Raw genomic sequence first — 26425 nt, forward strand, 5'->3', positions numbered from 1 at the left:
CTTGCACTAAACAAATAATCAATACTTCCCCTGATTGCCAGCCGTTACAACTTGAGACTAAATATTTCTGCAAAGATAGTCGATATGTAATATCATATGTCAAAGTTTAATTGCATTAAATTAAGAAAAAGTTCTTTAATGCATTATTTTAGCGCGGGAAACTAACATGTCCGTATTTCTCACTGTTGCTCTGGCTGCGGCCACCCAGTTCGAGCCCACCTGTTCGTGGGACCGGCCGGGTGCGAATCCGTACACCGGTAGCACCAGTGCAGCCATCGAGCGCTACACCGACATCCCCGAGCAGGTACGCCGCACTCTCCGGCGGCGCATGGACGAGCACCAGTCGGATGACCGCGTCACCATTACCCGCGATGCCATCGTCGGCAAGAACCAGTACGAAGCGGGCATACGCGACATGCATTTCGGCGCGGCCTCGGTGTGCGCCACGGTTACCCGCAGCAAGTGGGCTGTCACCCGGCAGGAGCCGGGCGCAGTGTATTGCGTGGGCGAATACTGCATACTGGTGCCCCGTATCTGCGGCAATATCAGCCGCATCACCCGCCTGCCCGCGCCCCATACGGCCCACGCCGCCCCGGCCGCCCCGCCTGCTCCGGCCCTAGCCCAACGCGATCTGGGCAACAGCCTGCAGGCACGCGATCTGGGACTGGCCGACGCCACCCCGCCCGAAAGCACCGACGACGACGACGCCAGCAAAGCACATGATCGTGCACGGGGCAATGTTACGGAAGTGTTCGAAGCGATACAGCAAGCCGAAGACGCCAATCAGGCCCTTGCCGGCGGCGATGACCGCGATCACAACGGCCAGTTTGGCCGCCGCCCCGGCTGGCCCAAGGACCACGATGACAGCGATGACGGCTACTTCCCGGCCAGCCCCGTGCCGGAAGCCGATACCTGGGCCATGCTGCTGGCCGGTCTGGGCGTGCTCGGCCTGCTCATGCGCCGCCGTCGCTAGTCGCCGCCGATAGCGCGGGCCGGCTGACCCACGCTTTGCCTGCTGCGTCGTTTATAATCCATACCATCGTGCATGCCGCGCCGGCCCGTTCCGGCAGCCGCCTGCTTTTTTACCGTTTACCTTGCAGATTGTGAGCTTATGCCTATTTCCATCAAATCCGCCGAAGACATCGCCGGCATGCGCGTCGCGGGCCGCCTCGGCTCCGAAGTGCTCGACTACATTACGCCCTTCGTCAAGGCTGGCGTGACCACCGGCGAAATCGACCGCCTGTGCCACGAATACATGGTGAATGTACAGGGCACCATTCCTGCCCCGCTCAACTATTGCCCGCCCGGCTACACGCCCTACCCGAAATCCATCTGCACCTCCGTCAACGACGTGATCTGCCACGGCATACCGGGCGATAAAGTGCTCAAGAACGGCGATGTGGTCAACCTCGACATCACCGTGATCAAGGATGGCTACCACGGCGACAACAGCCGCATGTTCTTCATCGGCGAACCATCCATCATGGCCAAGCGCCTGTCCGACATCACCTACGAGTGCATGTGGCTGGGCATCGCCAAAGTCAAACCGGGTGCCTATCTGGGCGACATCGGCCACGCCATCCAGCAGCATGCCGAAAAAGCCGGCTACAGCGTGGTGCGCGAATTCTGCGGCCACGGCATCGGCAAGATCTTCCACGAAGAGCCGCAGGTTCTGCACTACGGCAAACCGGGCACGGGTGAGCAGCTGCAGGCCGGCATGATCTTCACCATCGAGCCGATGATCAATGCGGGCAAGCGCGACATCCGCGAAATGGGCGACGGCTGGACCATCAAGACCAAGGACCGCAGCCTGTCGGCCCAGTGGGAACACACCATACTCGTCACCGACACCGGCTACGAAGTGCTGACGCTGTCGGCCGGCAGCCTGCCGCCACCTGCATTCATTACCAACGCCGCCTGAACGATCACCCCGGATGAGCACACCAGCGATGAAGAAAGAACTGCGCGAACATCTGAAGCGCCAGTTGAAAGATGAGCGTCAGCAGATCATCGCTGGCTTCCAGTCCGACGGCATGCCGGAAAAGCTGCTGCGCAGCCTGCGCCAGAGCGTGGACGCCGTGCTCACCACGGCATGGTTCGAAGCCGGCCTGCCGGAAAACACCGCGCTGGTGGGCGTGGGCGGCTATGGCCGCGGCGAACTGTTTCCCCAGTCCGACGTCGACCTGCTGATCCTGCTGGAGCAAGCGCCCGATGCCGCCACCACGGCCAAGCTGGAAGAACTGGTGCAACTGCTGTGGGATCTGGGACTGGAAATCGGCCACAGCATCCGTACCGTGGACGAGTGCCTGACCGAATCGGCCGCCGATATCACGGTGCAGACCAGCCTGCTGGAAGCGCGCCTGATCTGCGGCAATCTGCCCCTGTTCGGCACGCTGCAGGAGCGCTACCGCGCCGCCATGGACCCGCGCGCCTTCTACCACGCCAAGGTGCTGGAAATGCGGCTGCGCCATGCCAAATACGAAGACACGGCCTTCAGTCTGGAGCCTAACTGCAAGGAAAGCCCGGGCGGCCTGCGCGATCTGCAAGTGATACTGTGGATGGTCAAAGCTGCCGGCGTGGCCAACTCGTGGCGCACGCTGGCTACCAGCGGCCTGATTACCCAGACCGAAGCCAAACAGCTGATGGAAAAGGAGCGCGCCTTCAAGGATATCCGCATCCGTCTGCACCTGCACGCCAAACGGCGCGAGGACCGCCTCGTGTTCGACGTGCAGACCGCCATCGCCGAGTCGCTGGGCCTGCAGTCGACCGGCAGCGGGGCGAATATGCGCCGTGCCAGCGAATACCTGATGCAGCGCTACTACTGGGCCGCCAAGACGGTGACCCAGCTGAACATGATTCTGCTGCAGAACATCGAAGAGCGCCTGTTCCCCAAGCCGGGCGTGACGGTACGCATCAACGAACGCTTTAACAATGTCGATGGCCTGATCGATATCAGCGAAGACGACACCTTCGCCACCACGCCTTCGGCCATGCTGGAAGTGTTCGCCCTGATGACGGAGCGCCAGACGCTGACCGGCATGACCTCGCGCACCTTGCGCGCGCTATGGCATGAACGCTTCAAGATCGACGCCGAATTCCGCGCCGATCGGCGCAACCATGCGCTGTTCCTGCGCATCCTGCAGGCGCCGGTGGGCCTGCTGCACGCGCTGCGCCGCATGAACGACCTGTCTATCCTGGGCCGCTACCTGCCCAACTTCCGCAAGATCGTGGGCCAGATGCAGCACGACCTGTTCCACGTCTACACGGTGGACCAGCACATCCTGATGGTGGTGCGCAATATGCGCCGCTTCGCCATGGCCGAACACGCGCACGAATATCCGTTCTGCAGCCAGCTGATGGCCAACTTCCCTACGCCATGGCTGCTGTATCTGGGCGCGCTGTTCCACGACATCGCCAAAGGCCGCGGCGGCGACCACTCCAAGCTGGGTACTGTGGACGCCGAACAGTTCTGCCGCGAACACGGCATGAGCGAGGAAGATACCGAACTGGTGGTATTCATGGTGGAGCAGCACCTGACCATGTCGCAGGTAGCGCAGAAGCAGGATCTGTCCGATCCTGACGTGATTGCCGCCTTTGCCAATCTGGTCAAGGACGAGCGCCATCTGACCGCGCTGTATCTGCTGACCGTGGCCGACATCCGCGGCACCAGCCCGAAAGTGTGGAATGCATGGAAGGGCAAGCTGCTGGAAGACCTGTACCGCGTCACCCTGCGCGTGCTGGGCGGCGAACCGCACAGCGCCGACCGCGAACTGAAAAACCGCCAGCAGGAAGCACTGGCCACGCTGCGCCTGTACGGCCTGCCGCCCGACGCCCATACGGCGCTGTGGAAGCAGCTCGACATGGCCTATTTCCTGCGCCACGATGCGGCCGATATCGCCTGGCAGACCCGTGCCCTGTACGACCGCTATGACAGCGACAAGGCCGTGGTCAAATGCCGCCTTGCGCCTATCGGCGAAGGCTTGCAGGTGGCCGTCTACATCAAGGACCAGCCCGACCTGTTTGCGCGCATCTGCAGCTATTTCGACCGCAAGAACTTCAGCATCCTCGATGCCAAGATCCACACCACCCACCACGGCTATGCGCTCGATACCTTCCTCGTCACCGAGCAAAACTTCGCCAACAGCTACCGCGACATCATCAGCCTGATCGAGCACGAACTGTGCGCCCTGCTGTCGAGCGTGGACGAACTGCCGGCGCCGGGCAAAGGCCGGTTGTCCCGCCTGTCGCGCACCTTCCCCATCCAGCCCACGGTGGATCTGCGTCCCGACGAACGGGGCCAGTACTACCTGTTGTCGATTGCCGCCAATGACCGTACCGGCCTGCTGTACTCGATTGCCAACGTGCTGGCCAAGTACAAGATCAATCTGCATACGGCCAAGGTGATGACGCTGGGCGAGCGGGTGGAAGACGTGTTCCTGATCGACGGTCCGTCGCTCAACGTGGCGCGCAACCAGATCCAGCTGGAAACCGATCTGCTGGAAGCCATCAAAGTCTAAAGCGGAGCGCGCCAGACTCCCCTACAACATAACCGATAAAGAAAACGCATCATGTCCGAAGAATTACTCCGCCTGTCCAAACGCATGTCCGAGCTGGGCCTGTGCTCGCGCCGCGAAGCCGACGAATGGATAGCGCGGGGCTGGGTACGGGTGGACGGCAAGGTCGTCTCCGAACTCGGTAGCAAGGTCTACCCCAGCCAGCGCGTGACGGTAGAACGTCAGGCTGCCGCCGAACAGTCGAAACGGGTCACCATCCTGATCAACAAACCGATGGGCTATGTCAGCGGTCAGGCCGAAGATGGTTATACCCCCGCGGTAGCACTGATCAAACCGGAGAACCACTGGGTTGACGACCCTTCGCCGGAAGTGTTCCACCCCACCCAGCTACGCTCGCTGGTGCCGGCCGGCCGGCTCGATATCGATTCCGTCGGCCTGCTGGTGCTGACCCAAGATGGCCGTGTAGCCAAGCATCTGATCGGCGAAACCACCGACGTGGACAAGGAATATCTGGTGCGGGTGGAATACACCAAGCCTGGCAAGCTGCCTGACAGCGACCTGAAGAAGCTCAATCACGGCCTGTGGATGGATGGCAAACCGCTGCTGCCTGCCAAAGTGCGCTGGCAGAACGACGACCAGCTCAGCTTCACCCTGCGCGAAGGCAAAAAACGCCAGATCCGCCGCATGTGCGATATGGTGGGCCTGAAAGTAGTGGGTCTGAAGCGGGTGCGCATCGGCAAGGTCAAACTGGGCGATCTGCCGGTAGGCCAGTGGCGCTACCTGCGTCCGGACGAACAATTCTGAGGCGGCTGCCGGGCGTGCAAGCGCGTCGCCTCGCCGCCACGGCACCCGATATTTAACGTTTTAAATCGCTAATTTTACATTTTGTCATTTTGCAACCGATTGCTTCATGCTAGGATGGCTGACAACCTACCTACTCGATGACGACAAGCGGATAATGGCGAGCCCGGCGCACACCTCACTAGCCCTGATTCTAGCCCTGGCCGGGGCTGTGCTAGCGGGCAGCCCCGCCACGGCGGCAGCGCAGGCGGCCGATATCCCCGTGACGCTGTATGCCGACGCCGGCTATCCGCCCTACTCCTACGACAAACAAGGCAAACCGGCTGGCCTGTACTACGAAATCGTCAGCACTGCCGTCAAACGCATGCACGGCTACAAGGTCGAGATTCAGCCGGTACCATGGAAGCGCGGCATGAGTCTGCTCAAGTCCGGCAGCGGTTTTGCACTCTACCCGCCCTACCACAACACCCACGACGAACCGTGGACCTGGCCTTACTCGCTCCCCCTGTACGAAGAAAAAGTCATCGCCATCTGCCGCAAGGATGTGCTGGCCGCCAAAGCGCGCAAGCGCTGGCCGGAAGACTTCTACGGCCTCACCATCGGCAATAACGCCGGCTTTATCGTGGGAGGCGAAAGCTTCGAGGCAGCCATCCGCGACGGCCACCTGAAGGTGGAAGAAGCCAGGGACGTGGCCACCAATCTGCTCAAGCTGGGCATGCGCCGCATCGACTGCTATATCAACGACCGCATTGCCATCCAGTGGACGCTGAAACAGCTCAAGGCCGAAGGCCGCTATGACGAAGGCCACAGTCATGCCGAACTGGCCGAAGCGCTGGTGATCGCCACCGAACAGGGCTTCCTCGGCTACACCGAGCGCGATAATGGCCGCTACAGTTACAAGACCGATTTCGTCAAACAGTTCGACAGCATCATCTACCAGATGAAGCGTAGCGGGGAAATTGATACCATAGCGCGTAATTTCTTTAAAACGCACTAAACGGTTTGCATCCCTTCCATGCCAGCTGCGCCTCCCTTCCCGCTACGTAAGGAATGCCCGCCCGGCGCCTGCGACTGCCAGCGCGACGAGCTGCTGGAGCAATGGTGCGCGCAGCCCGAGGCCACCGACATCCGCATAATGCGGCTCACGCGCGAGGAAGAAAAGCAGCTGATCGCCCGCATCGAAGCCATGGCCAGCTACGCCGACCTGCGCCGCATCGAAGACCGGCTGTACCAGCTGCTAGGCGTCCGGCTCACCATTACCCCCAGCGCGAACGGCGTGCGCACCGTCATGGGCCTGCAGATCCGGCTGGCACCCCGGCCCGGCCTGTGCCGCCGTACCCGCGAAGCCGTGCCCGCTGCAGTACGGCGCTGCCTGGCCAGTCATCCGGAAATTGTCTATGCCCTGCTGGACGCAAACGACCTGCTGGGCGGTGCCCAGCCCTAGCCCGGATGGGCCAGCGCGGCGCCCGGCATATTGCCGCCCTCGGAACCGTCCGGATAGATGTCGTGAAACTTGCTGTAGTCGAGAATACGGACGTTCCCTTCCAGCTTGTCGGACATGATGTCGGCGAAGTGGTGGTTGTAAAAAATGTGGTCAGCCGAATAGGTCTGGCGCGCGTGCACGAAGTCGTTGAGCGTGTCGTCCGTGCCCGTCAGCAGCACCGACAGCGTGGCCGCTTCGCGCAGCAGGTCTTCCTGCGTCTTGCCCCACAGAGGGCTGGACTCGTCGATCCTATGCAGTATGGTCCAGGTCAGCGCGAACACGCCGGTGGTTTCGCGTTCCAGCTCCAGATCGTAGAAGCGGGTGAACATCTGGCCTTCCTGGGTCAGCTCGCGGCGGATCAGCGAAGCACGCACCGAAGCTTCCAGAATGAGGTTGCCGCGCTCGTTACCGGCACGCAACATCAGCGTGGGCACGCCGTTGAACGGCGTAATCACCGCCACATCGGAAAACAGGATGCGCGAAGTGGGACGGGAAAAGCGCGCAAACAGCAGCCCCGTTACCACCGCCACCTGCACCATGCCGAACAGGATTTCCGTCGACGCCACCAGATGGCCGTAGGTCGAACCGGGGTTCATATAGCCGTAGCCCACAGTGGCCAGCGTCTCGATCGAGAAGAATAGCGCGTCGGGGAAATAGCCGGGACGGGCATTCGAAATCGAGCCCGGCACCATGTAGAAGGCGGTGGCAAAGAACAGATTGGTCAGCAGATAGCTGACGCCCACCAGCAGGAAAAAATTCGGCCAGCTCAGCGTGAGCATCCAGTGATACACATCGCCCCAGTACCAGCGCGCCACCCCGACCCGTTTGATCTTCGAGGTACCCATCTGGAATACCCCGCGCTCGTTGCCGACTTTGGGGCGGGCAGCTTTCTGTACGGGGATGCGCACTGGGCCATGGTGGGTCATGCTGATCTTCCTTAATCGTCGTCGTTGGGATCGAGCTCGGGGAACATCACTTCGGTATAGCCGAAACGGGAAAAATCCCGTATCCGCATAGGGTACAGGATACCCAGCAGGTGATCCACTTCATGCTGTACCACCCGCGCATGGAAGCCATCGACTTCGCGCAGGATGGGCTGGTTGAACTGGTCCACGCCCTGATAGCGCAGCTGGGTATAGCGCGGCACGCTGCCGCGCAGGCCCGGCACCGAAAGACAGCCTTCGTAGCCCTCTTCCTGCTGTTCCGACAGCGGTGTCAGCACGGGATTGATCAGCACCGTTTCCGGCACTTGCGGCGCATCCGGATAGCGCAGGTTCTGCTTGAAGCCGAAGATCACCAGCTGCAGGTTGACGCCGATCTGCGGCGCCGCCAGTCCGGCGCCGTTGGCGGCGTGCATGGTATCGAACATATCGGCGATCAGCGTGCGCATGGCGGGGGTATCGAACTCCGTCACCGGCTCGGCTACCCGCAGCAGGCGCGGATCGCCCATCTTCAGGATCTCGCGCACCGTCACTTCGCGGCTCCGTCCTCGATCAGGCCGTGCATCTCGCGCAGAAACTTGGTGTACTCTGCACCGGTCTCTGCATGCTTGAGGCCCATGGCCGTCATGGCTTTCAGATAACCCAGCTTGGAACCACAGTCATAGCGCGTACCATCGTAGCGGTAGGCCAGCACACGCTCGTCCTTCATCAGCGCGGCAATGCCATCGGTCAGTTGGATTTCGCCGCCGGTACCGGTGCCGAGATTTTCCAGATAGTCGAAGATGCGGCCCGACAGCACGTAGCGGCCCACCACTGCCAGCGTCGATGGTGCTTCTTCCGGCTTCGGTTTCTCGACGATGCTGTGCACCAGTTCCAGCTTGGGCTGATAGGCCGAGGCGCTGACGATGCCGTACTGGCGGGTGGCGGCACGCGGCACTTCCTGCACGGCCAGTATGCTGCAGCGTTCATAGGCATACAGTGAAGTCATCTGGGCCAGCACCGGCTGTACCCCTGCATCCGTATCCATGAAGTCATCGGCCAGCAGAACGGCAAACGGTTCGTCGCCAATGATGGGGCGGGCGCACAGCACGGCATGACCCAGTCCCAGCGGTTCGGACTGGCGGATATAGATGCAGTTGACGTGCTTGGGTATCACATTGCGTACCAGTTCCAGCAATGCCTGTTTGTTGGCAGCTTCCAGTTCCGCTTCCAGCTCGTAGGCCTTGTCGAAGTGGTCTTCGATGGCGCGCTTGTTACGGCCCGTGATGAACACCATTTCGGTAATGCCGGCGGCGACCGCTTCTTCCACCGCATACTGGATCAGCGGCTTGTCGACGATAGGCAGCATCTCTTTCGGCTGCGCCTTGGTGGCGGGAAGGAAGCGGCTACCGAGACCGGCCACCGGGAAAACTGCTTTGGTAATTTTCGACATTGTGATGCTTATCCCTGTGCGGAGAGCAAAGCCAGCAGGCCTGCTTCGTCAATAATGGTTACTTCCAGATCCTGCGCTTTGGTCAGCTTGCTGCCGGCATCGGCGCCCGCAACCAGATAATGGGTTTTCTTCGACACCGAACCGGAAACTTTGCCACCCTGTGCTTCGATCATAGCGCCAGCCTGATCGCGGCTCAAGCTGGGCAGCGTACCAGTCAGCACAAAGGTCTTGCCGGTCAGGGGCCCTGCTGCAACAGCCTCGGGCAACTGCGCCAGCAGGTCGTTGCGCAAATGATCTAGCGCAATCAGCTGCTCGCGATGGCCTTCTTCGCGCATCCAGTTCTCCAGCGACTCGGCCACGCCGGCCGGCAGGCCGAATACATTGAATACGGGCAGATGCGCCAGCACTTGCAGCGTCACGTCCTGCTCCACCAGCTGCTTGCAGCGCGCTTCGGTCAGCTTGGGTATGCCCAGCGCCGCCATCAGCTTGACGGGATCGAGTTTCTCGCGCAGCTTGGCACTAGGCGCATGTTCGCCCTGCGGCGCCACGCCTGCCGCCAGCAGTGCATCGATGGCTTGCTGATTCTTAGGCTCGGCAAAAAATTCGGCGATGGAATCCGCCACCACGCCGCCAATATCGGGCAGCACGCGCAGCAGCGCACTCGGCACGCGGCGTATCAGCTCGAAGCGGCCCAGCCATTCGGCCAGCGTCTTGCCGGTGGATTCGCCCACATGGCGTATGCCCAGCGCGAACAGCAGGCGTTCCAGTGGTGGATTGCGGCTGGCCGCAATGGCTTCCAGCAGATTCTCGGCCCACTTGGTGGCGACTTTACCCTGTACCACCGTCTCCGGCGTCGTGCCGTCGCGTTCATCGGCAAGGCGCTTCATTTCCAGCAGATCGTCCAGCGTCAGCGCGTACAGGTCTGCCACGCGCTGCACCTTGCCATGTTCCACCAGATTGTCGATATAGCGATCGCCCAGACCTTCGATATCCATCATGCGGCGGCCAGCGAAGTGGCGTATCGCTTCCTTGCGCTGGGCCGAGCAGAACAGGCCGCCCGAGCAGCGCGCAATCGCTTCGCCCTCTTCGCGCACCACGTGCGAGCCGCATACCGGGCACACGCGCGGCAGCACATACATCGCCGCTTCCGGCTGCGGACGGCGCTCCAGCACCACGGCCAGTACTTCGGGTATCACGTCGCCCGCGCGGCGTACGATCACTGTGTCGCCCACGCGCACATCCTTGCGCCGCACTTCGTCTTCGTTATGCAGGGTGGCGTTGGTGACGTTCACGCCGCCCACGAACACCGAGGCCAGACGGGCAACCGGGGTGATGGCGCCCGTGCGGCCCACCTGCACTTCGATTGCCAGTACCGTGGTCAGCGCTTCTTCAGCGGGGAATTTATGGGCCAGCGCAAAGCGCGGCGCGCGCGAAACAAAGCCCAGCATGCGCTGGTCCTGCAGCAGATTGGCCTTGTACACCACGCCATCGATCTCGTACGGCATGGTCGGGCGCGCTGCGCCTATGCGGGCGTAATACGCCATCAGGCCTTCATAGCCGCGCACTACCGCAGCTTCTTTCGCCACCGGCAGGCCCAGCATGCGGTACCAGTCCAGCAGCGCCGCATGCGATACCGGCATGGGCGCACCTTCCAGCGCACCGACGCCATAGGCAAAGAAGCTCAGCTTGCGCTGTGCAGTAATGCGCGAATCGAGCTGGCGCAGGCTGCCGGCGGCAGCATTGCGCGGATTGACGAATTCTTTCTGTCCAGCGTCGCGCTGGCGTGCATTGAGTGCTTCGAAATCGGCTTTGAACATCAGCACTTCGCCGCGCACATCGAGCACGGCAGGTGGCGTGTCCGTGTTCAGGCGCAGCGGAATGCTGCGGATAGTACGGATATTGGTGGTGACATCCTCGCCGGTATAGCCATCGCCGCGGGTGGCCGCCTGTACCAGCAGGCCGTGTTCGTAGCGCAGGTTGATGGCCAGACCATCGTATTTGACTTCGGCGGCATACTCCACTGCCGCAGCAGCGTCGAGGCCCTCGCGTACGCGGCGGTCGAAGTTCTCGATGTCTTCGTCGCTAAAGCCATTGTTCAGCGACAGCATGGGCACGCTGTGCGTCACCTGATCGAATTGCGGCAGCGGCGCCGCCCCCACGCGCTGGGTGGGCGAATCAGGCAAAGCCCATTGCGGATGGGCTGCTTCCAGTTGCTGCAGTTCGGCGAACAGACGGTCGTACTCGGCGTCGGGTATGGTCGGTGCATCCTCGACGTGATAGGCGTGCAGGTGACGGTTCAGCTCTGCGCTCAGAGCGGCTATGCGCGCCTGAAAATCTACTTCTGTCATGCCTCGTCCTAGCTAAACAGACGCAGCGCCCGTGCCGAACCGGCCGGTATCTCGGCGTCGTTCATTTCGGCGTAGAAGTCCTGTACCTGACCGGCGATTTCCTCCAGCGCGGCATCGGACAGCGGCTGGTTATAGTCATCAACAATGGTGGCGTCCAGACGCGTCATCAGCGAGCGGGCGCAAGCCACCATGGCGCCAAAGCCATCGCGCGCCGGTGCCACGCAAGGCACATCGAGCAGCAGGGTCAGGCGCGACGTGGTCTCTTCCGCCAGCGTGACATTGGTGGACAGGCTGAACAGGTGACCACCGTCGCCATCCGGCATGACGTAGCGCCCATCGGGACGCACGTCGAAGCCCTGTTTTTCCAGCGCGCCTATCAGGGTGGCGATGGCCCACGGTGCGCCGTTCGACTGCAGGTTTACGCCCAGCTGGGCATCGTGGCTGGCAACGAAGCGGTGCAGATTGCGCGCTTCGGCCATCACTTCTATCATGTCCGGCACTTCCGGTTCGGCGCCGATTTCATCGGCCATGGCGCGCAGACGCGTCACCAGTTCCGAGTATTCGAGTTCATTCAGGGCCGTGGTGCGGCTGGCCAGTTGCACGCCGCCCTGCAGCTTGGTGTACACGCCGCCATGCACGATAGGCTCCCACTCGCCGGCGACGCTAAAGCCGATGTAATGTACCGGCTTGTTGCCGACCATGCGCAGCGTCTGCAATACCGGCAGCAGCTTGTCGCCGCGGGCCGCGCTTTCCAGCGCCAGCGGCAGCAGGCAATCGATCTGCGGATCCACCAGCGCCAGCGCAGCTTCGGCGCGGGCATTGCGGGCCGCTTCCGCAGCTTCGCTGGCAGCCCGTTCGGCCGTTACACCATCGATTCCGGCAGCCACCGCTTCCAGTGCTGCGGCAGCCGCCGAGGCTTCGCCTCCGGCCAGACCGGGCACGTCGTCTTCCGTCGAGAAGCTCGGTTCATGGCGTGCTGCCGACACCTCGCCGACGCGCATCAGCACGTCGTCATGGTCGTTGGCAAAAGCCCGGTCCACGCTTTTGCGTGCGCGGTATTCCTGGATTTTGTTGTAGCTGTAAACGCCCGCGACAAATACGCCGGCAATGCCGATTAAACTCAGTTGTAGGTCTGTCATGCTGCTTGTGCCTCAGTAGCAAAATTGGCAGCGGATTCCATATCCACCGCCACGATGCGCGATACGCCCTGCTCTTGCATCGTCACACCGATCAGTTGATTGGCCATCTCCATCGCAATCTTGTTGTGCGAGATGAAGAGGAATTGGGTCTGGTCAGACATGCGTTTGACCATCCTGCAGAAACGTTCAGTATTGGCGTCGTCCAGCGGTGCATCGACCTCGTCGAGCAGGCAGAACGGCGCCGGATTCAGGCGGAACATGGAGAACACCAGCGCCGTCGCCGTCAGGGCTTTTTCGCCGCCCGACAGCAGGTGGATGGTGGCGTTCTTCTTGCCCGGAGGCTGGGCCATGACCTGCACGCCGGAGTCGAGAATCTCGTCGCCCGTCATGATCAGCTTGGCCTGTCCGCCGCCGAACAATATAGGGAACAGTTCCGAGAAGTGGCCGTTGACGCGGTCAAAGGTATCCTGCAGCAGATCGCGGGTTTCCTTGTCGATGCGGGCAATCGCATCTTCCAGCGTGCTGATGGCTTCCTGCAGGTCGGCATTCTGCATGTCGAGGAAGTTCTTGCGCTCCGATGCCGTGGCCAGTTCTTCCAGCGCCGCCAGATTCACTGCGCCCAGCATGGCGATGGCATTGGTCAGCCGCGTTACTTCACCCTGCAGATAGGACGCCTTCATATCGGGATGCAGTTTTTCTGCCAGCGCCGCTTCGTCGGCCTGCGCCTCGGCCAGCTGGGCCGCATACTGCTCCAGATTCAGGCGCGCCGCCTGCTCCTTGAGCTGCATTTCCATGATCTTGTCGCGCTGCGGCTGCAAAGCCCGTTCGGTCGACATGCGGCCTTCTTCGAACATGCGCAACTGCTGGGCGATCTGGTCCAGTTCATGGCGCGCATCGGACAGGGCTTTTTCCTGCGCCGTGCGGCGGTCCAGCAGTTCCTGCAGGCCGTCGTTGCTCTGGCCCGATTCCAGACCGGCCAGCTCCTGCTGGCCCGCTTCCAGGCTCTGCGTCACCTGCGCGACCTGCGCGCTGGCGGTAGCGATGGCACGGCGGAATTCCTCGATCTTGCTACGTTGCGATTTCTCGGCAAACTGGGCTTCCTGCGCGGCCCGTTCCAGATCGCGCAAGGCTGCACGTGCGTCGGCCAGGCGCTGCTCTTTTTCCAGGAACAGCGTCTGCTGGTCTTCGTGCTCGCCCTGCAGATTACCGAGCGCCATATCGAGCTGTTCGAACTTCTCTTCCGATTCCAGCTTGATCTGGGTCTGCTCCTCTTCCTGCGCAGCGATTTCGGCCAGATCGGCTTCCAGCTGGCCGCTGCGCTGCTTGAAGCGCGCTTCGATTTCGGCAGCCTTCACCACTTCCAGCTGCAGCGTATGCACGTTAGCCTGCAGGCTTTGCAGCCTGGCGCGGTACTCGGCCAGCTGGCGCGTCAGATTGCTGACGGCCGCTTCGGCACGCACGGCACGTGCACGCGCTTCGTCGGCCAGCATCTGCTGGGCACGCAGCTGTTTGCTGATGTTCTCGATTTCCTGCTGACGTCCGAGCATGCCGTCCTGCTCGGAATCGGCGGCATAGAAGCGCACGCTACCCTGCGTAATCGCGTGGCCCTGACGGGTAACAAAGCAGCCGCCAGCCGGCAGTTGCGCGCGACGGGCAAAGGCGCTGGCTGCATCTTCGGCCAGATAGACGTTGTGCAGCCAGTCCTGCAGCAAGGCGCTCAGCGACGGATCGTTGAGTTTCAGCAGGCTGATAAACGGCGTCAGGCCCGCCACTTCCGCCATCTGCGACGGCTGCGCATGCGACGGGGCAAACAGTGCCAGCTTGGCTGGCGGCGCATCGCTGAAAAAGGCCTGCGCCCATTCGAGATTCGGCATCTGCAAGGCCTGCATGCGCTCGCGCAGCACGGCTTCCAGCGCATTTTCCCAGCCTTCCTCGATATGCAGTTTCTGCCACAGGCGCGGCAGCGTATCGAGTTCGTGCTTCTGCAGCCAAGGCGTAACCTTGCCCTGCGACTGCACCCGCTCCTGCATCTGGCGCAGCGCATTCAGGCGCGCTTCCAGCTGGGCGTTGGTGGCGGTCTCGGTCTGCACCTGCTGCTGCGCCAGCTGACGCTCCGCTTCGAGCTGGGGCTGCTGTTCCAGCGCTTCTTCCAGCACCATGTTCTGCTCTTCCAGCGCCTGCTGCTTTTCTTCCAGCTGCAGACGCAGGTTGTCCAGATGCGCGCTGTCCGGCAGGTTCAGGCCATTCTTCTCCTGCTGCAGGCGCTCGCGCCGCATGGCCAGGCCATTGAGGATATTGCTGGCGTTGCGCTGATGGGCCGATTCCAGTTCCAGCTGCTGCTGCGCCTGCATAATGCGGGCACGCGACTCCACGCTCAGGGTCTGCGCTTCGCGCCACACCTGTTCCAGCATGGGCAGCGCTTCGGCCTTCTGCTCGGCCATCATCTGCGCCTGCTCCACCTTGGCCGACAGTTCTTCCAGCGTGAACTCGCCTTCTTCGATCTGGCCGGCGTACTCGCTGGCCTGCTGCTGCCACTGGTCGCGCTGGGCCGTCAGTGTGGCCAGCTGGGCCTGCAGACGGGTACGCGACTCCACCACGAATTTGATCTGCGCTTCCAGACTGCCGATTTCTGCATTGGTCTGGTACAGATGGCCCTGTGCCGTATGCAGATGATCGCCCGCGGCAAAGTGCGCCTGACGCGTCTGCTCCAGCGACAGTTCCACGTTACGCAGCTTGGCGGTCTGTTCTTCCAGCTCGTTCTGGGCCAGTTCCACTTCGCGGAAATACTTCTTCTGCTCGTTCTCGGCTTCTATCTTGCGCAGCAACCACAGCAGCTTCTGCTTTTCTTCCTGATCGGCCTGCAGCTGGTGGAATTTGGTGGCCACGGCCGCCTGCCCTTCCAGCTTTTCCAGATTGGTATTCAGTTCGCGCAGAATGTCTTCCACCCGCAGCAGGTTTTCGCGCGTATCGTGCAAACGGTTTTCCGTTTCGCGCCGCCGCTCCTTGTATTTGGAGACACCGGCCGCTTCTTCCAGAAACACGCGCAGTTCTTCCGGGCGCGATTCGATGATGCGGCTGATCATGCCTTGGCCGATGATGGCGTAAGCACGCGGCCCCAGACCCGTACCGAGGAAGATGTCCTGAATATCGCGCCGCCGCACGGGCTGGCCGTTGATGTAGTAGGTGGAGGTGCCGTCGCGCGTCAGCGTGCGCTTGACGGCGATTTCCGCGTACTGGCCCCACTGGCCGGCCGCCTTGCCTGCGTTGTTATCGAACACCAGTTCGACCGAGGCCCGCCCGGCCGGCTTGCGGTGGGTGGAGCCATTGAAAATCACGTCCTGCATGGACTCGCCACGCAGCTCCGATGCCTTGGATTCGCCCAGCACCCAGCGTACGGCATCGATGATATTCGACTTGCCGCAGCCATTCGGACCGACCACGCCTACCAGCTGACCCGGCACCTGAAAATTGGTGGGATCAACGAAAGACTTAAATCCCGACAATTTGATGGAAGAAAGACGCACGTTGTTATCTGGTGTATGGGCTGGAAAACTTCACAATAATACCATTTTGCACTCGGAATCTGGCCCTTTTCACAGGGGGAACCCCGCCGATGGCGTGTACTGGCGACTTTTCGGCTTATGCCAGATCGCCCGGGTATAAGTCTGCTCGCGCCCCGACAAATGCATGGCCAGTTGTTCTATCCAGCGCTCGGCCGGCACCGGTTCCACGCGCGGGGCAATCACCACGATAGGTAGACACATGAGCAACAGCCAGCGGCTTAGCGCCAGATGCTCGCGCACGCTGGCATACCAGATGAAACTCATGGCCACCAGCAAACCGAGTAGGCAGCCAGTCACCGACTCGGACACCGAATGCGCTTCCACATAAACGCGGGAAATAGCGATCAGCATGGCTAGCGCCACGCCAGCAGCCGTTGCCGCTGCCCGCCACGAGAGAGAACGCGTGCGCACCAGCAGGTAGCCGGCCACGGGAAACACTGCCGCTGCCCGCATGGCGTGGCCGCTAAAGCCGGCAAACTCCACGGCTTCCACGCCCACGCCCCAGCCCATGAAAGCCACTTTGGTTGCCACTACCAGCGCCATTCCGGCGCCAAATAGTGCGCACCACGCCGCCGTCAGATGCCACGAACGTCCGGCCACCAGCCAGATGGCAATCGCCACGCCTATCGGCCCCGTTACCGCCAGACTCCCCACCAGACTGAGGCCATGCCACCACCACATCATCATTCCGCTCGCCCTCTTGCTGTCATACACATTCCTATTGATCCGGCGCAAACCATCGTCAGCGAGACCCTAGCAGTTCTAGGGCGATATTAAATCACATGCAATAGCATAACACTGAGGAATTGCTGTGCATCAATAGTTTACATCGAACACAGCACCGTAACATGTTTTCATTAAGACAATATGAAAAACCGCGCTACACTGCGCTAACTGCCGCCAGCTTCACACTGCGAACGCACAGCCAGCACAAATACTGTTTCTATCCGCTCCAGGTAGTGCTACAGCGCCACAAAGCCATGGCCTTGACGGCCTAGCACGAGTTCACTCTGTCCCAGCGCAACAGGACAAGCAAGCAGAGGACTTAATTCGGGCACCGCAAGCGTATAGGCAATAGCAGCAATCTGCGCTACAAGTGACCTTCACGCGGCGCGGGCTAATGCATGGGAGAGCGCGCTGCCGACCACATCGGTATCGCAAACGATACGGACACTGCCGGCCTCGAAACGCCGCGCCAGTTCATCGGCGCCAAGGGAATAGGCTTCCTGCCGGCTGGCAGCAGCAAAAATGTACAGACTGCGCAGGGGGCTGACCCATGCCAGCCTCACTTGCTGTACTCCCCCTTCGGATTGATCGAACTCCAGCCACATGCCGCGTTGCAGAGATGCAACATCGGCACTCAGCATAACGGTGGACTGGGCAGGAATATCAACCTCGGCGGCAAGCGGGGCGCGCCTAGCCGCATCGCCTTGGCCTGCCGCGATGGCAAGCTCCAGTTGCCGATCGGCTGGCATATCCAGCGGCGCGCGCACGATGGCGGCATGGCATTCGGCCAGCTCGGCAAAGAACTGGGTGCGCTCCTCGCCTTGCCACTGGACCAGATCCAGCCATTTATTCAGAGCGCCCAGCAAGGCAGGCAATTTCAGCAGCAGACGTCTGCGCTCCTGCAGATTCAGCTTGGGCTGCACGCTCCACAGCAGTTCATCCATGGCGCAGGTGGCATGATCAATCGCGCCAGACTTTTCATCCTCGACGCGATAGGCAAACGCCAGCACTTCGATCCAGCGCTGCGACAGGAAATCGCGCACCAGTTCCAGCACTTCGCTTCCTTCCAGCCGCGCAGCCAGCGCCGCCTCGGCCTGCCGCCTTGCCACCAGTGCCTTCTCCTGCCGGATGGCGGCAGCAATCGGCACCGCCATGCGCTCGCTATCCTGCTGTTCCTGCACTGCCAGAGCGGCTTCCAGTTCATTCACTGCGTCAGCAAAGGCGGCCGATTCTGCCGCACCATCGCGCCCTACCCGCTCCACGCTGCGCTGCATGGCCTGCAATCGCGCCGTATCGGGCAGCATGCGCTGTTCCCAGCCCAGCCGCGAAAGCAGATCGATCAGCTTGCGGGCGGGGTGCTGGTCCTTGAAGAAGAATGCCTGATCGGCCAGTGCTGCCTTCAGCACGGGTAGCTGCAGCAGCAACATCAACTCGCGAATTTCCTGCGCGATGTGATGGTCGCGGAATAGTGTTTCGAATACCGCCGCGAGCAGATCGAGCGTCCCTTCGTCGGCCCGGCTCAGACTGCCTTGCGGCAAAGCGGCCTTGAGTCGAGGCAGGTAGAAAATCTGCGCGCTGCCGGCGCTAACCGGCATTGCTGCACCGGCAGCAGGCGGCGCATCCTGCCTCAGCGGCAATTGCGCAAGATAGGCCAGCAAGGCCGACACCGGCGCTACGGATGCTGCCGATACTGCTGACCCTGCCGCCCCGGATGCCGCGCTACCTGCACCGCCCTCGCTTGCAGCGCTAGCAAAAAACTGCCGCAGCTGCTGGGCAAGCTGGTGGTGGCGCGCGGGCGCAGCAGCCCTGCTTCCGCCTGCCGCAGTAGCATCCTCGCGCCGCTGCTGCGCGGAAGGCGGCAACACTGCAGCTGCGGAGACCGCGAAGGCTGCCGGCGGCAAGGTAGGAACAGTGGGACCTGCCTGCGGACTTACAGCGGTGTCGGCCGCAGCGGATACCGGCCGTTCCGGCCGGCAAACCAGATGGCCTTGCAGACAGACGTGCAAAGCCTGCAGCACCGGCGCCAGCTGGGGAAACAGCGCGGGCTGGCATAGCTCGAACAGGCTCAGGGCCGCCGCATCGTCTGCAGCGAATTCGCACCACGCCTGCCACAGCGCGGCCATGAATACGGCAGGACGGAAGGGATGCTGCGCCAGCCGCAGCGTATCGCGCTGGAATAGACGGGCCAGCCCTGCATTCAGATCTGCCAGCACCGCCCCCAGACTCGCCTCATACGGTCTGGCCAGCGCAGCGAGCGCCAGTTGCTGATCCATTTCCTCATAGGGCACCAGCGACAGGCCGGGCGCCGCCGCCGTCACAGGTGGGCAAGGGCCTGGCGCCAGTGTTGCCAGCTCGCGCCGCAAGGCCTGCTCCAGCGCTGCGCCAGCCAGCGGCAAAAAGGCAAACTGGCGCAATCGCAGGCCATTCCCCGCACGCAGACGCGCCTGTACGGCATCCGGCTGAATATTGCTAACATCAAGCAGGCATTGTGTCAGCCGCAGCACCAGTGCGGGCAGTTGCAGTGCCAGTTGCTGCCGCGCCAGCTCGATCAGCTCCTCCAGCACGGCATGGCGTGCTGAAACAGCGCGCAGTCTGGCGTTCGTAGATGTGGAATTTGCAACCATGGCCAGTCTGCCCCGCCGAGTGAGTCCCAGCATCATTCTGGCACATTATTTCCACATGGCAATATCAGGAAAGCATTTCCACGCAAAAATCTGTCAGATGTTGCAGACCCGCTGCCCGGCCGGCGGAATAAAATCCGTTACCCCGTGCACCATCCCCACATTCAGTGCCTCAGCCGCCGTCAGGTGCAGGTCGGAGTACGCATGGATGCGCCAGTGCTGCTCATCCAGCTGCACATGCTGGCGCAAGATCGCTTCGGTCCGGGCATCGTCAGCCTGCAGGCCTTCCACGATAATGCGCAGCGCGTCGGGACGCGCCCCCTGCGGCGCACTGGCATGCGACTTGTGCACCATGAAGCGCGCCGTGCTGCTGGCATAGCGCTCGGCCCCTGCCAGAAACAGCGTGACCGCTATCGACGCCACCGCGCCCGCGTTATAGGTGATGAACCTGATGGGCAGCTTGCTCAGGTAGTTGTACAGGCAGATGCCATCGCTTACATAGCCGCCGTTCGACTGTATCAACAGATGCGCCGTAGTGACGTGGTCCTCCGTCATATCGGCCACGGCATCGAACACGCGCCGCACCATATCGCTATTCACATCGCCAGACAGGGTGTACCACCCGTGCCCCGCATACTTATCTGCTTCCGGTCCCATGTTGCCTCCGATGAAATGGTGCAATTTATTCTAGCAAAGCATGCGTTTTAGGGGCGCCAGCTGTGCGCACCCTCAAGCAAGCCTAGCACTGGTAACGGCCCGGTTCCAGATTGACATTAACCCTGTTTCTGACATATATTCCCGAGTCTTGATCGGGAGAGGGCAAACCAGCGTTGCCGCCGAAGGGGCACTACCCAAAAACTCTCAGGCAAAAGGACCAATCAAGGGACCAGCGCGACCGCACCAGCGGGATGCCAACTGGGCCAACTCTGGAGAGCGAGCGCGACCCACGTCGGTGCTCCACCGAAGGGGCGCACGGATAACGGTATCCCCGTTCCGTAATCTCTCAGGTACCAAGGACAGAGGGGCTGCGATCATTGCGAAGCGCCGCACTAGCGGGCGCTTCTTGTGTGTTCTGTTAACCCCTCACGATTTGGACCGAGTACCATGACGCTCAAAGCCACCCCCCTCAATAATGCCCACCGCGCAGCCGGCGCCCGTATGGTCGATTTCGGCGGCTGGGATATGCCTGTCAACTACGGCTCGCAAATCGAAGAACACCATGCTGTGCGTAGCGATGTCGGCATGTTCGACGTGGCCCACATGTGCGTGGTCGACATCAAGGGCGACAACGTGCGCGCCTTCCTGCGCGGCCTGCTGGCCAACAACGTCGACAAGCTGCAGGTATCGGGCAAAGCCCTGTACTCGTGCATGCTGAACCCGCAAGGCTACGTGATCGACGACCTGATCGTCTACTTCATCAGCGAAAGCTGGTTCCGTCTGGTGGTCAACGCCGGCACGGCAGAAAAAGATGTGGCATGGATGCAGCAGCAGAACAGCGTCACTAACAGCGGCCTGACCATCACCCAGCGCCGCGACGGCCCTCACGCCATGGCCCTGATCGCCGTGCAGGGCCCGAACGCCCGTGCCAAAGTATGGCAGGTGATTCCCGAATCGCAGGCCGTCAGCGCCGACATGAAACCATTCAACGTGGCCTTCGCCCAGAGCACCGCATTCGGCGAAGCGATGATCGCCCGCACCGGCTACACCGGCGAAGACGGCTTCGAAATCGGCGTTGCTGCCGAACAGGCCGAAGCCCTGTGGAACGCACTGGCTGCCGCGGGCGTCAAACCGGCCGGCCTGGGTGCACGCGACACCCTGCGTCTGGAAGCGGGCATGAATCTGTACGGCCAGGACATGGACGAAACCGTCAACCCGCTGGACGCCGGTCTGGCATGGACCATCGATCTGGTCTCCGAGCGCGACTTCATCGGCAAGGCTGCCCTGCAGAGCATGGGCCAGAACGCCCAGTTCGTAGGTCTGATCCTGCGTGAAAAAGGCGGCGTACTGCGCGCCCATCAGAAAGTCATCGTGGCCGGCACCGAAGCCACCGGCGAAATCACTTCCGGCACCTTCAGCCCGACCATGCAGCAGGCGATTGCGCTGGCGCGCGTGCCGATGAACGTGGCCGTAGGCGATACCGTGCACGTGGAAATCCGCGACAAGAAACTGGCTGCTTCGGTAGTTAAGCTGCCATTCGTCCGTAACGGTAAAATTCTGGCTGTCTGATTAGCCGATATCGACAATTATCATCAACATCCCTCACACTCTGGAGCCACACATGAATATCCCTGCAGACCTGAAGTACACCGAATCCCACGAATGGGTACGCGCTGAAGCAGACGGCACCGTTACCGTCGGCATCACCGAATTCGCCCAGGATGCACTGGGCGACATCGTTTTCGTCGAGCTGCCTAAAGTTGGCGCCAGCTTCGGCGCCGGCGACGACGCTGCTGTAGTGGAATCGGTCAAGGCTGCCAGCGACATCTACGCGCCTATCGCCGGCGAGATCATCGCCGTCAACGACGACGTGGTGAATGCTCCTGAATCGATCAACAGCGATGCCTACGCTGCATGGCTGTTCAAGATCAAACCAGCGGATGCTGGCGCCATCGATGGCCTGCTGGACGCTGCCGCCTACGGCAAGACCACCGACCATTAATGTCCTGGAAGGCCAGCGTCTGCTGGCCTTTTGCTTATTGCCTTATTGTCTCCCGCTAGCTGCGCGCCGCGCAGGCTAAGGCAATCAGGCGCTCCCGTTTTTCTCGTATTCCTCTATCGGCCCTGACACATCATGACCCGTACCAGCCTGACCCAACTCGAAGCGCGTGACGCTTTCATCGCTCGCCACATCGGCCCGGATGCCACCGAACAGCAAGAAATGCTGTCCCTGCTCGGCTACGCCTCGCGCACCGCCCTGATCGACGCACTGGTTCCCGCCAACATCCGCAACCGCAACCCGCTGCCGCTGGGCGCCTACGCCCAGCCCATGCCGGAACAGGATGCCCTGGCCAAGCTGAAAGCCACTGCCTCGAAAAATCAGGTACTCAAGTCGCTGATCGGTCAGGGCTACTACAACACCCATACCCCGGGCGTTATCCTGCGTAACATCTTCGAAAACCCGGCCTGGTACACCGCCTACACCCCTTACCAGCCAGAGATTTCGCAGGGCCGTCTGGAAGCCATCCTGAATTTCCAGCAGACCATCACCGACCTGACCGGCATGGGCATCGCCAACGCATCGATGCTGGACGAAGGCACGGCCGCAGCGGAAGCCATGACGCTGATCCAGCGCGTGGGCAAATCCAAATCGATCACCTTCTACGTCGCCAGCGACGTGCTGCCGCAAACGCTGGAAGTGGTGCAGACCCGCGCCAAGCCGCTGGGCATCACCGTCAAGACTTTCGACGCCGCCGAACTGGCTGGCGTGACCGACGCGTTCGGCGTGCTGCTGCAATACCCGGGCGTGAACGGCGTCGTGCGCGACTACAAGGATGCCGTGGCTACCGTTAAAGCGACTGGCGCCATGGTGATCGTCGCGGCCGACCTGCTGGCCCTGACCCTGCTGACGCCACCGGGCGAATGGGGCGCCGACGTGGTCGTCGGTAACAGCCAGCGCTTCGGTGTACCGCTGGGCTTCGGCGGCCCGCACGCCGGCTATCTGGCTACCCGCGACGAATTCAAGCGCAGCATGTCCGGCCGTCTGGTGGGTGTCACCATCGACGCACAGGGCAACAAGGCCTACCGTCTGGCGCTGCAGACCCGCGAGCAGCACATCCGCCGCGAGAAAGCCACCTCCAACATCTGTACCGCGCAGGTGCTGCTGGCCGTGATGGCGTCCATGTACGCCGTCTACCACGGTCCTAAAGGCCTGCAGCAGATCGCCCAGCGCGTACACCGCTACACCGGCGTACTGGCCGCCAACCTGAAAGCGCAGGGCTACAGCGTAGTCAACGCCAGCTTCTTCGACACCCTGACCGTGGCAGTGAAAGATGCCGCCGCCGTGCACGCTGCAGCACTGGCCAACGGCGTCAACCTGCGCCAGATCGACGCTACCCACGTTGGCGTATCGCTGGACGAAACCACCACCCGCGACGACATCGCCCTGCTGTGGACCGTGTTCGCCCAGGCCGCCGGCAGCAGCACTGCGTGCCCGGATCTGGATGCGGTGGAAGCAGCCGTAGCGCCAGCCTACGCCGCCGAACTGGCCCGTAGTAGCGCCTATCTGACCCATCCGGTATTCAACCGCTATCACTCGGAAACCGAGATGCTGCGTTACCTGCGCGCGCTGGCCGACAAGGATCTGGCGCTGGATCGCACCATGATTCCGCTGGGTTCGTGCACCATGAAGCTGAACGCTACCTCGGAAATGATTCCGGTAACCTGGCCGGAATTCTCCAGCATCCACCCGTTTGCACCACAGGCGCAAACCGTGGGCTACCGCGAAATGATCGCCCAGCTGGAAGAAATGCTGTGCGCAGTCACCGGCTACGCCGCCATCTCGCTGCAGCCTAACGCCGGTTCGCAAGGCGAATATGCCGGTCTGCTGGTCATCCAGGCCTACCACCAGTCGCGCGGCGAAGGTCACCGCAACATCTGCCTGATCCCATCGTCGGCCCACGGCACCAACCCTGCATCGGCCAACATGGTCGGCATGCAGGTCGTGGTCACCGCTTGCGACGCCAACGGTAACGTCGATCTGGCCGACCTGAAAGCCAAAGCCGAACTGCACTCGAAGAATCTGGCCTGCGTGATGGTGACCTATCCATCGACCCACGGCGTGTTCGAAGAAGGCATCCAGGAACTGTGCGAGATCATCCACAGCCACGGCGGCCAGGTCTACATCGACGGCGCCAACATGAATGCACTGGTAGGCGTCGCCGCACCGGGCGCCTTCGGCGGCGACGTATCGCACCTGAACCTGCACAAAACCTTCTGCATCCCGCACGGTGGCGGCGGCCCGGGCGTTGGTCCTATCGGCGTCGGCGCTCACCTCGCCAAGTTCCTGCCTAACCAGCGTTCGAACGGCTACGTGCGTAGCGAAGACGGCATCAGCTCGGTCAGCGCTGCACCATTCGGTTCGGCCAGCATCCTGCCGATCTCGTGGATGTACATCGCCATGATGGGCGCCGAAGGCCTGACCGCTGCCACCGAAACGGCTATCCTGAACGCCAACTACATGGCCCGCCGCCTGTCGCCGCACTACCCTGTGCTGTACTCGGGCCACGACGGTCTGGTAGCGCACGAGTGCATCATCGACCTGCGTCCGCTGCAGGATGCCACCGGCATCAGCAACGAAGACGTGGCCAAGCGTCTGATGGACTTCGGCTTCCACGCTCCGACCATGAGCTTCCCGGTACCGGGCACGCTGATGATCGAACCGACCGAGTCGGAATCGAAAGCCGAAATGGACCGCTTCATCGACGCCATGATCACCATCCGCGGCGAAATCGCCAAAGTGGAAAGCGGCGAATTCGACAAGCTGGACAACCCGCTGAAATTTGCACCGCACACGGCCGAAGTACTGACCGCCGATAAGTGGGAACGCAAGTACAGCCGCGAAGTGGCCGCCTACCCAGTGCCATCGCTGCGCAAGCAGAAGTACTGGCCACCAGTGGGCCGCGCCGACAACGTCTACGGCGACCGTAACCTGTTCTGCGGCTGCGCGCCGATCAGCGACTACGAATAATTCTGTGTAATCTGCTTAGGCAACCCGCAGACAAAAGGGTCAGACCGCAAGGTCTGGCCCTTTTTTATGCCCACCTGAGGCGAAAATCTGCTTGACTCGCTACCACCTGTCAGATAATGTTTACACATGACAGAGAAACCATCAGAACTGCACGGCGATCAGTTGCTGGCCATGCTGGCGGCGCTGTCCAATCCGCATCGGCTGCGCATCATGGGCTGGTTGGCCAGCAATGGCCGCAACTACGTAAGCCAGCTGGCACGAGACCTGGGGATTAGCCGCCCTTTGCTGCACCTGCATTTGCAGAAGCTGGAGGATGCTGGCCTCGTGACCAGCCAAATGGAACTGTCACCCGATGGCAAAGCGCTTAACTTCTTTGCAGTAGCACCGCTGGATGTCCGGCTCACCCCTGCCCTGCTGGCAGCGGCCGCCGCCACCCTAACCGTTCAACCTGAATAAGAGACGACTATGGCCGAGCATGTATATCTACTGACCATCATCCTGCCCCTGCTGGCGATCATCATCGTTGCCGGGCTGCGCTACTACGCCAATGTGCAGCAGGCCAGACTGCGCTATGCGCACGAGGAAGCCTATCGCGCCATGGCACAGCAGGCGCTCGATGCCCAGAGCAGCACCGCCCAGACGCTGGCCAGCATGAACGACCAGCTGGCCGAGCTGAAATCGCGCATTGCCGTCATCGAGAAAGTGCTCAGGGAAGTCGAATAGCAATCCGGACAGGAGTACGCCATGCCAGAAGTTTCGACCTTACGACTATATTTGCTGCGCGCTGTCTATCTGATCATTACCGTCGGTCTGGCTATGGTGATCTGGCCCGGCGTGCTGCACCATGAAAAGCCATGGTCGCTGCCGACCGGCGTAGTGCAGTGCATGCTAGCCGCGTTCAGCCTTCTGTGCGCACTGGGCCTGCGCTACCCGCTGCAGATGCTGCCCGTGCTGATGTGGGAGCTACTATGGAAAGCTCTCTGGATGCTGGTCGTCGCCCTCCCCGCGTGGCGCTCCGGCCAGATCGATCCGGCTACGCTCGGCACGCTATACGAGTGCGCCTTCGTCATCATCATCCCGCTAGCCATGCCGTGGCGCTATGTGTATGCCCGCTATCTGCAGCAGCCGGGCGACCGCTGGAGGCCACTGCGTGGCAAATGAGGCCGCTGCA

General features: G+C 61.7%; 21 protein-coding genes and 2 riboswitches. Of the genes, 12 read left to right on the forward strand and 9 right to left on the reverse strand.

Annotated features, from left to right (window positions below; translation table 11 throughout):
• Positions 1 to 166: 166 nt before the first annotated feature.
• The 6 genes from GTP27_RS23580 to GTP27_RS07770 all read left to right on the forward strand — a co-directional run bounded on the left by GTP27_RS23580 (position 167) and on the right by GTP27_RS07770 (position 6759).
• Positions 167 to 973 carry an MHFG family PEP-CTERM protein gene (locus GTP27_RS23580; RefSeq protein WP_202416614.1) on the forward strand — a complete coding sequence of 269 codons (807 nt, stop codon included), beginning with the start codon at positions 167 to 169 and terminating at the stop codon, positions 971 to 973.
• Between the two features lie 138 nt (positions 974 to 1111).
• Positions 1112 to 1921 (forward strand): type I methionyl aminopeptidase, encoded by an 810-nt coding sequence (gene map / locus GTP27_RS07750; RefSeq protein WP_161038614.1) that lies wholly within the window; start codon positions 1112 to 1114, stop codon positions 1919 to 1921.
• A gap of 13 nt (positions 1922 to 1934) precedes the next feature.
• Positions 1935 to 4517 (forward strand): [protein-PII] uridylyltransferase, encoded by a 2583-nt coding sequence (locus GTP27_RS07755; RefSeq protein ID WP_229633521.1) that lies wholly within the window; start codon positions 1935 to 1937, stop codon positions 4515 to 4517.
• 51 nt (positions 4518 to 4568) lie between these two features.
• Entirely contained in the window at positions 4569 to 5318 is a 750-nt protein-coding gene (locus GTP27_RS07760; RefSeq protein ID WP_202416615.1) for a pseudouridine synthase, read from the forward strand.
• 154 nt (positions 5319 to 5472) lie between these two features.
• Positions 5473 to 6312 (forward strand): substrate-binding periplasmic protein, encoded by an 840-nt coding sequence (locus GTP27_RS07765; protein ID WP_161038615.1) that lies wholly within the window; start codon positions 5473 to 5475, stop codon positions 6310 to 6312.
• An 18-nt stretch (positions 6313 to 6330) separates the two neighbouring features.
• A complete protein-coding gene (locus GTP27_RS07770) occupies positions 6331 to 6759 on the forward strand; it encodes a hypothetical protein (RefSeq protein WP_161038616.1) in 429 nt (142 codons plus the stop codon).
• Here GTP27_RS07770 and GTP27_RS07775 read toward each other — a convergent pair.
• From GTP27_RS07775 to GTP27_RS07815, 9 genes are all read right to left on the reverse strand, one after another.
• Positions 6756 to 7724, reverse strand: coding sequence for an ion channel (locus tag GTP27_RS07775; protein ID WP_161038617.1), 969 nt, complete (start codon positions 7722 to 7724; stop codon positions 6756 to 6758). The genes GTP27_RS07770 and GTP27_RS07775 overlap by 4 nt on opposite strands.
• 11 nt (positions 7725 to 7735) lie before the next feature.
• Positions 7736 to 8272 carry a peptide deformylase gene (gene def, locus GTP27_RS07780; RefSeq protein ID WP_161038618.1) on the reverse strand — a complete coding sequence of 179 codons (537 nt, stop codon included), beginning with the start codon at positions 8270 to 8272 and terminating at the stop codon, positions 7736 to 7738.
• The gene (gene galU, locus GTP27_RS07785; RefSeq protein WP_161038619.1) at positions 8269 to 9171 is read right to left on the reverse strand and encodes a UTP--glucose-1-phosphate uridylyltransferase GalU; all 903 of its coding nucleotides are present in this window, start codon (positions 9169 to 9171) and stop codon (positions 8269 to 8271) included. The genes def and galU overlap by 4 nt, the downstream gene beginning before the upstream one ends.
• 8 nt (positions 9172 to 9179) lie before the next feature.
• Positions 9180 to 11519 carry an NAD-dependent DNA ligase LigA gene (gene ligA, locus GTP27_RS07790; protein WP_161038620.1) on the reverse strand — a complete coding sequence of 780 codons (2340 nt, stop codon included), beginning with the start codon at positions 11517 to 11519 and terminating at the stop codon, positions 9180 to 9182.
• An 8-nt stretch (positions 11520 to 11527) separates the two neighbouring features.
• Positions 11528 to 12658, reverse strand: a complete 1131-nt coding sequence (locus GTP27_RS07795; RefSeq protein WP_161038621.1) for a cell division protein ZipA C-terminal FtsZ-binding domain-containing protein — start codon at positions 12656 to 12658, stop codon at positions 11528 to 11530.
• Positions 12655 to 16182: a chromosome segregation protein SMC gene (smc, locus tag GTP27_RS07800; RefSeq protein WP_161038622.1), complete on the reverse strand. Its 3528-nt coding sequence runs from the start codon at positions 16180 to 16182 to the stop codon at positions 12655 to 12657. Before smc ends, GTP27_RS07795 begins: the two co-directional genes overlap by 4 nt.
• 69 nt (positions 16183 to 16251) lie before the next feature.
• Positions 16252 to 16908: a phosphatase PAP2 family protein gene (locus tag GTP27_RS07805; RefSeq protein ID WP_229633522.1), complete on the reverse strand. Its 657-nt coding sequence runs from the start codon at positions 16906 to 16908 to the stop codon at positions 16252 to 16254.
• Between the two features lie 416 nt (positions 16909 to 17324).
• Positions 17325 to 19571, reverse strand: coding sequence for a DUF1631 family protein (locus GTP27_RS07810; protein WP_161038623.1), 2247 nt, complete (start codon positions 19569 to 19571; stop codon positions 17325 to 17327).
• 93 nt (positions 19572 to 19664) lie between these two features.
• The gene (locus GTP27_RS07815; RefSeq protein ID WP_161038624.1) at positions 19665 to 20225 is read right to left on the reverse strand and encodes an ATP-dependent Clp protease proteolytic subunit; all 561 of its coding nucleotides are present in this window, start codon (positions 20223 to 20225) and stop codon (positions 19665 to 19667) included.
• A gap of 143 nt (positions 20226 to 20368) precedes the next feature.
• Positions 20369 to 20455, forward strand: a riboswitch (glycine riboswitch).
• Positions 20456 to 20484: 29 nt separating this feature from the next.
• Positions 20485 to 20598: riboswitch (glycine riboswitch) on the forward strand.
• Positions 20599 to 20672: 74 nt separating this feature from the next.
• On the opposite strand from GTP27_RS07815, the gene gcvT reads away from it, so the two are divergent.
• The 6 genes from gcvT (at position 20673) to GTP27_RS07845 (ending at position 26415) form a co-directional block, all read left to right on the forward strand.
• Positions 20673 to 21794: a glycine cleavage system aminomethyltransferase GcvT gene (gene gcvT / locus GTP27_RS07820; protein WP_161038625.1), complete on the forward strand. Its 1122-nt coding sequence runs from the start codon at positions 20673 to 20675 to the stop codon at positions 21792 to 21794.
• A 52-nt stretch (positions 21795 to 21846) separates the two neighbouring features.
• Positions 21847 to 22227 carry a glycine cleavage system protein GcvH gene (gene gcvH / locus GTP27_RS07825; protein WP_161038626.1) on the forward strand — a complete coding sequence of 127 codons (381 nt, stop codon included), beginning with the start codon at positions 21847 to 21849 and terminating at the stop codon, positions 22225 to 22227.
• Between the two features lie 132 nt (positions 22228 to 22359).
• Positions 22360 to 25254 (forward strand): aminomethyl-transferring glycine dehydrogenase, encoded by a 2895-nt coding sequence (gene gcvP, locus GTP27_RS07830; RefSeq protein ID WP_161038627.1) that lies wholly within the window; start codon positions 22360 to 22362, stop codon positions 25252 to 25254.
• Between the two features lie 126 nt (positions 25255 to 25380).
• Positions 25381 to 25710, forward strand: coding sequence for an ArsR/SmtB family transcription factor (locus tag GTP27_RS07835; RefSeq protein WP_161038628.1), 330 nt, complete (start codon positions 25381 to 25383; stop codon positions 25708 to 25710).
• A gap of 9 nt (positions 25711 to 25719) precedes the next feature.
• Complete coding sequence (locus GTP27_RS07840; RefSeq protein ID WP_161038629.1) at positions 25720 to 25977, forward strand: hypothetical protein; 258 nt, start codon at positions 25720 to 25722, stop codon at positions 25975 to 25977.
• A 21-nt stretch (positions 25978 to 25998) separates the two neighbouring features.
• A complete protein-coding gene (locus GTP27_RS07845) occupies positions 25999 to 26415 on the forward strand; it encodes a hypothetical protein (RefSeq protein ID WP_161038630.1) in 417 nt (138 codons plus the stop codon).
• Positions 26416 to 26425 lie beyond the last annotated feature (10 nt).

This window comes from Duganella qianjiadongensis (assembly GCF_009857915.1).
GTDB classification, from domain to species: domain Bacteria; phylum Pseudomonadota; class Gammaproteobacteria; order Burkholderiales; family Burkholderiaceae_D; genus Rugamonas; species Rugamonas qianjiadongensis.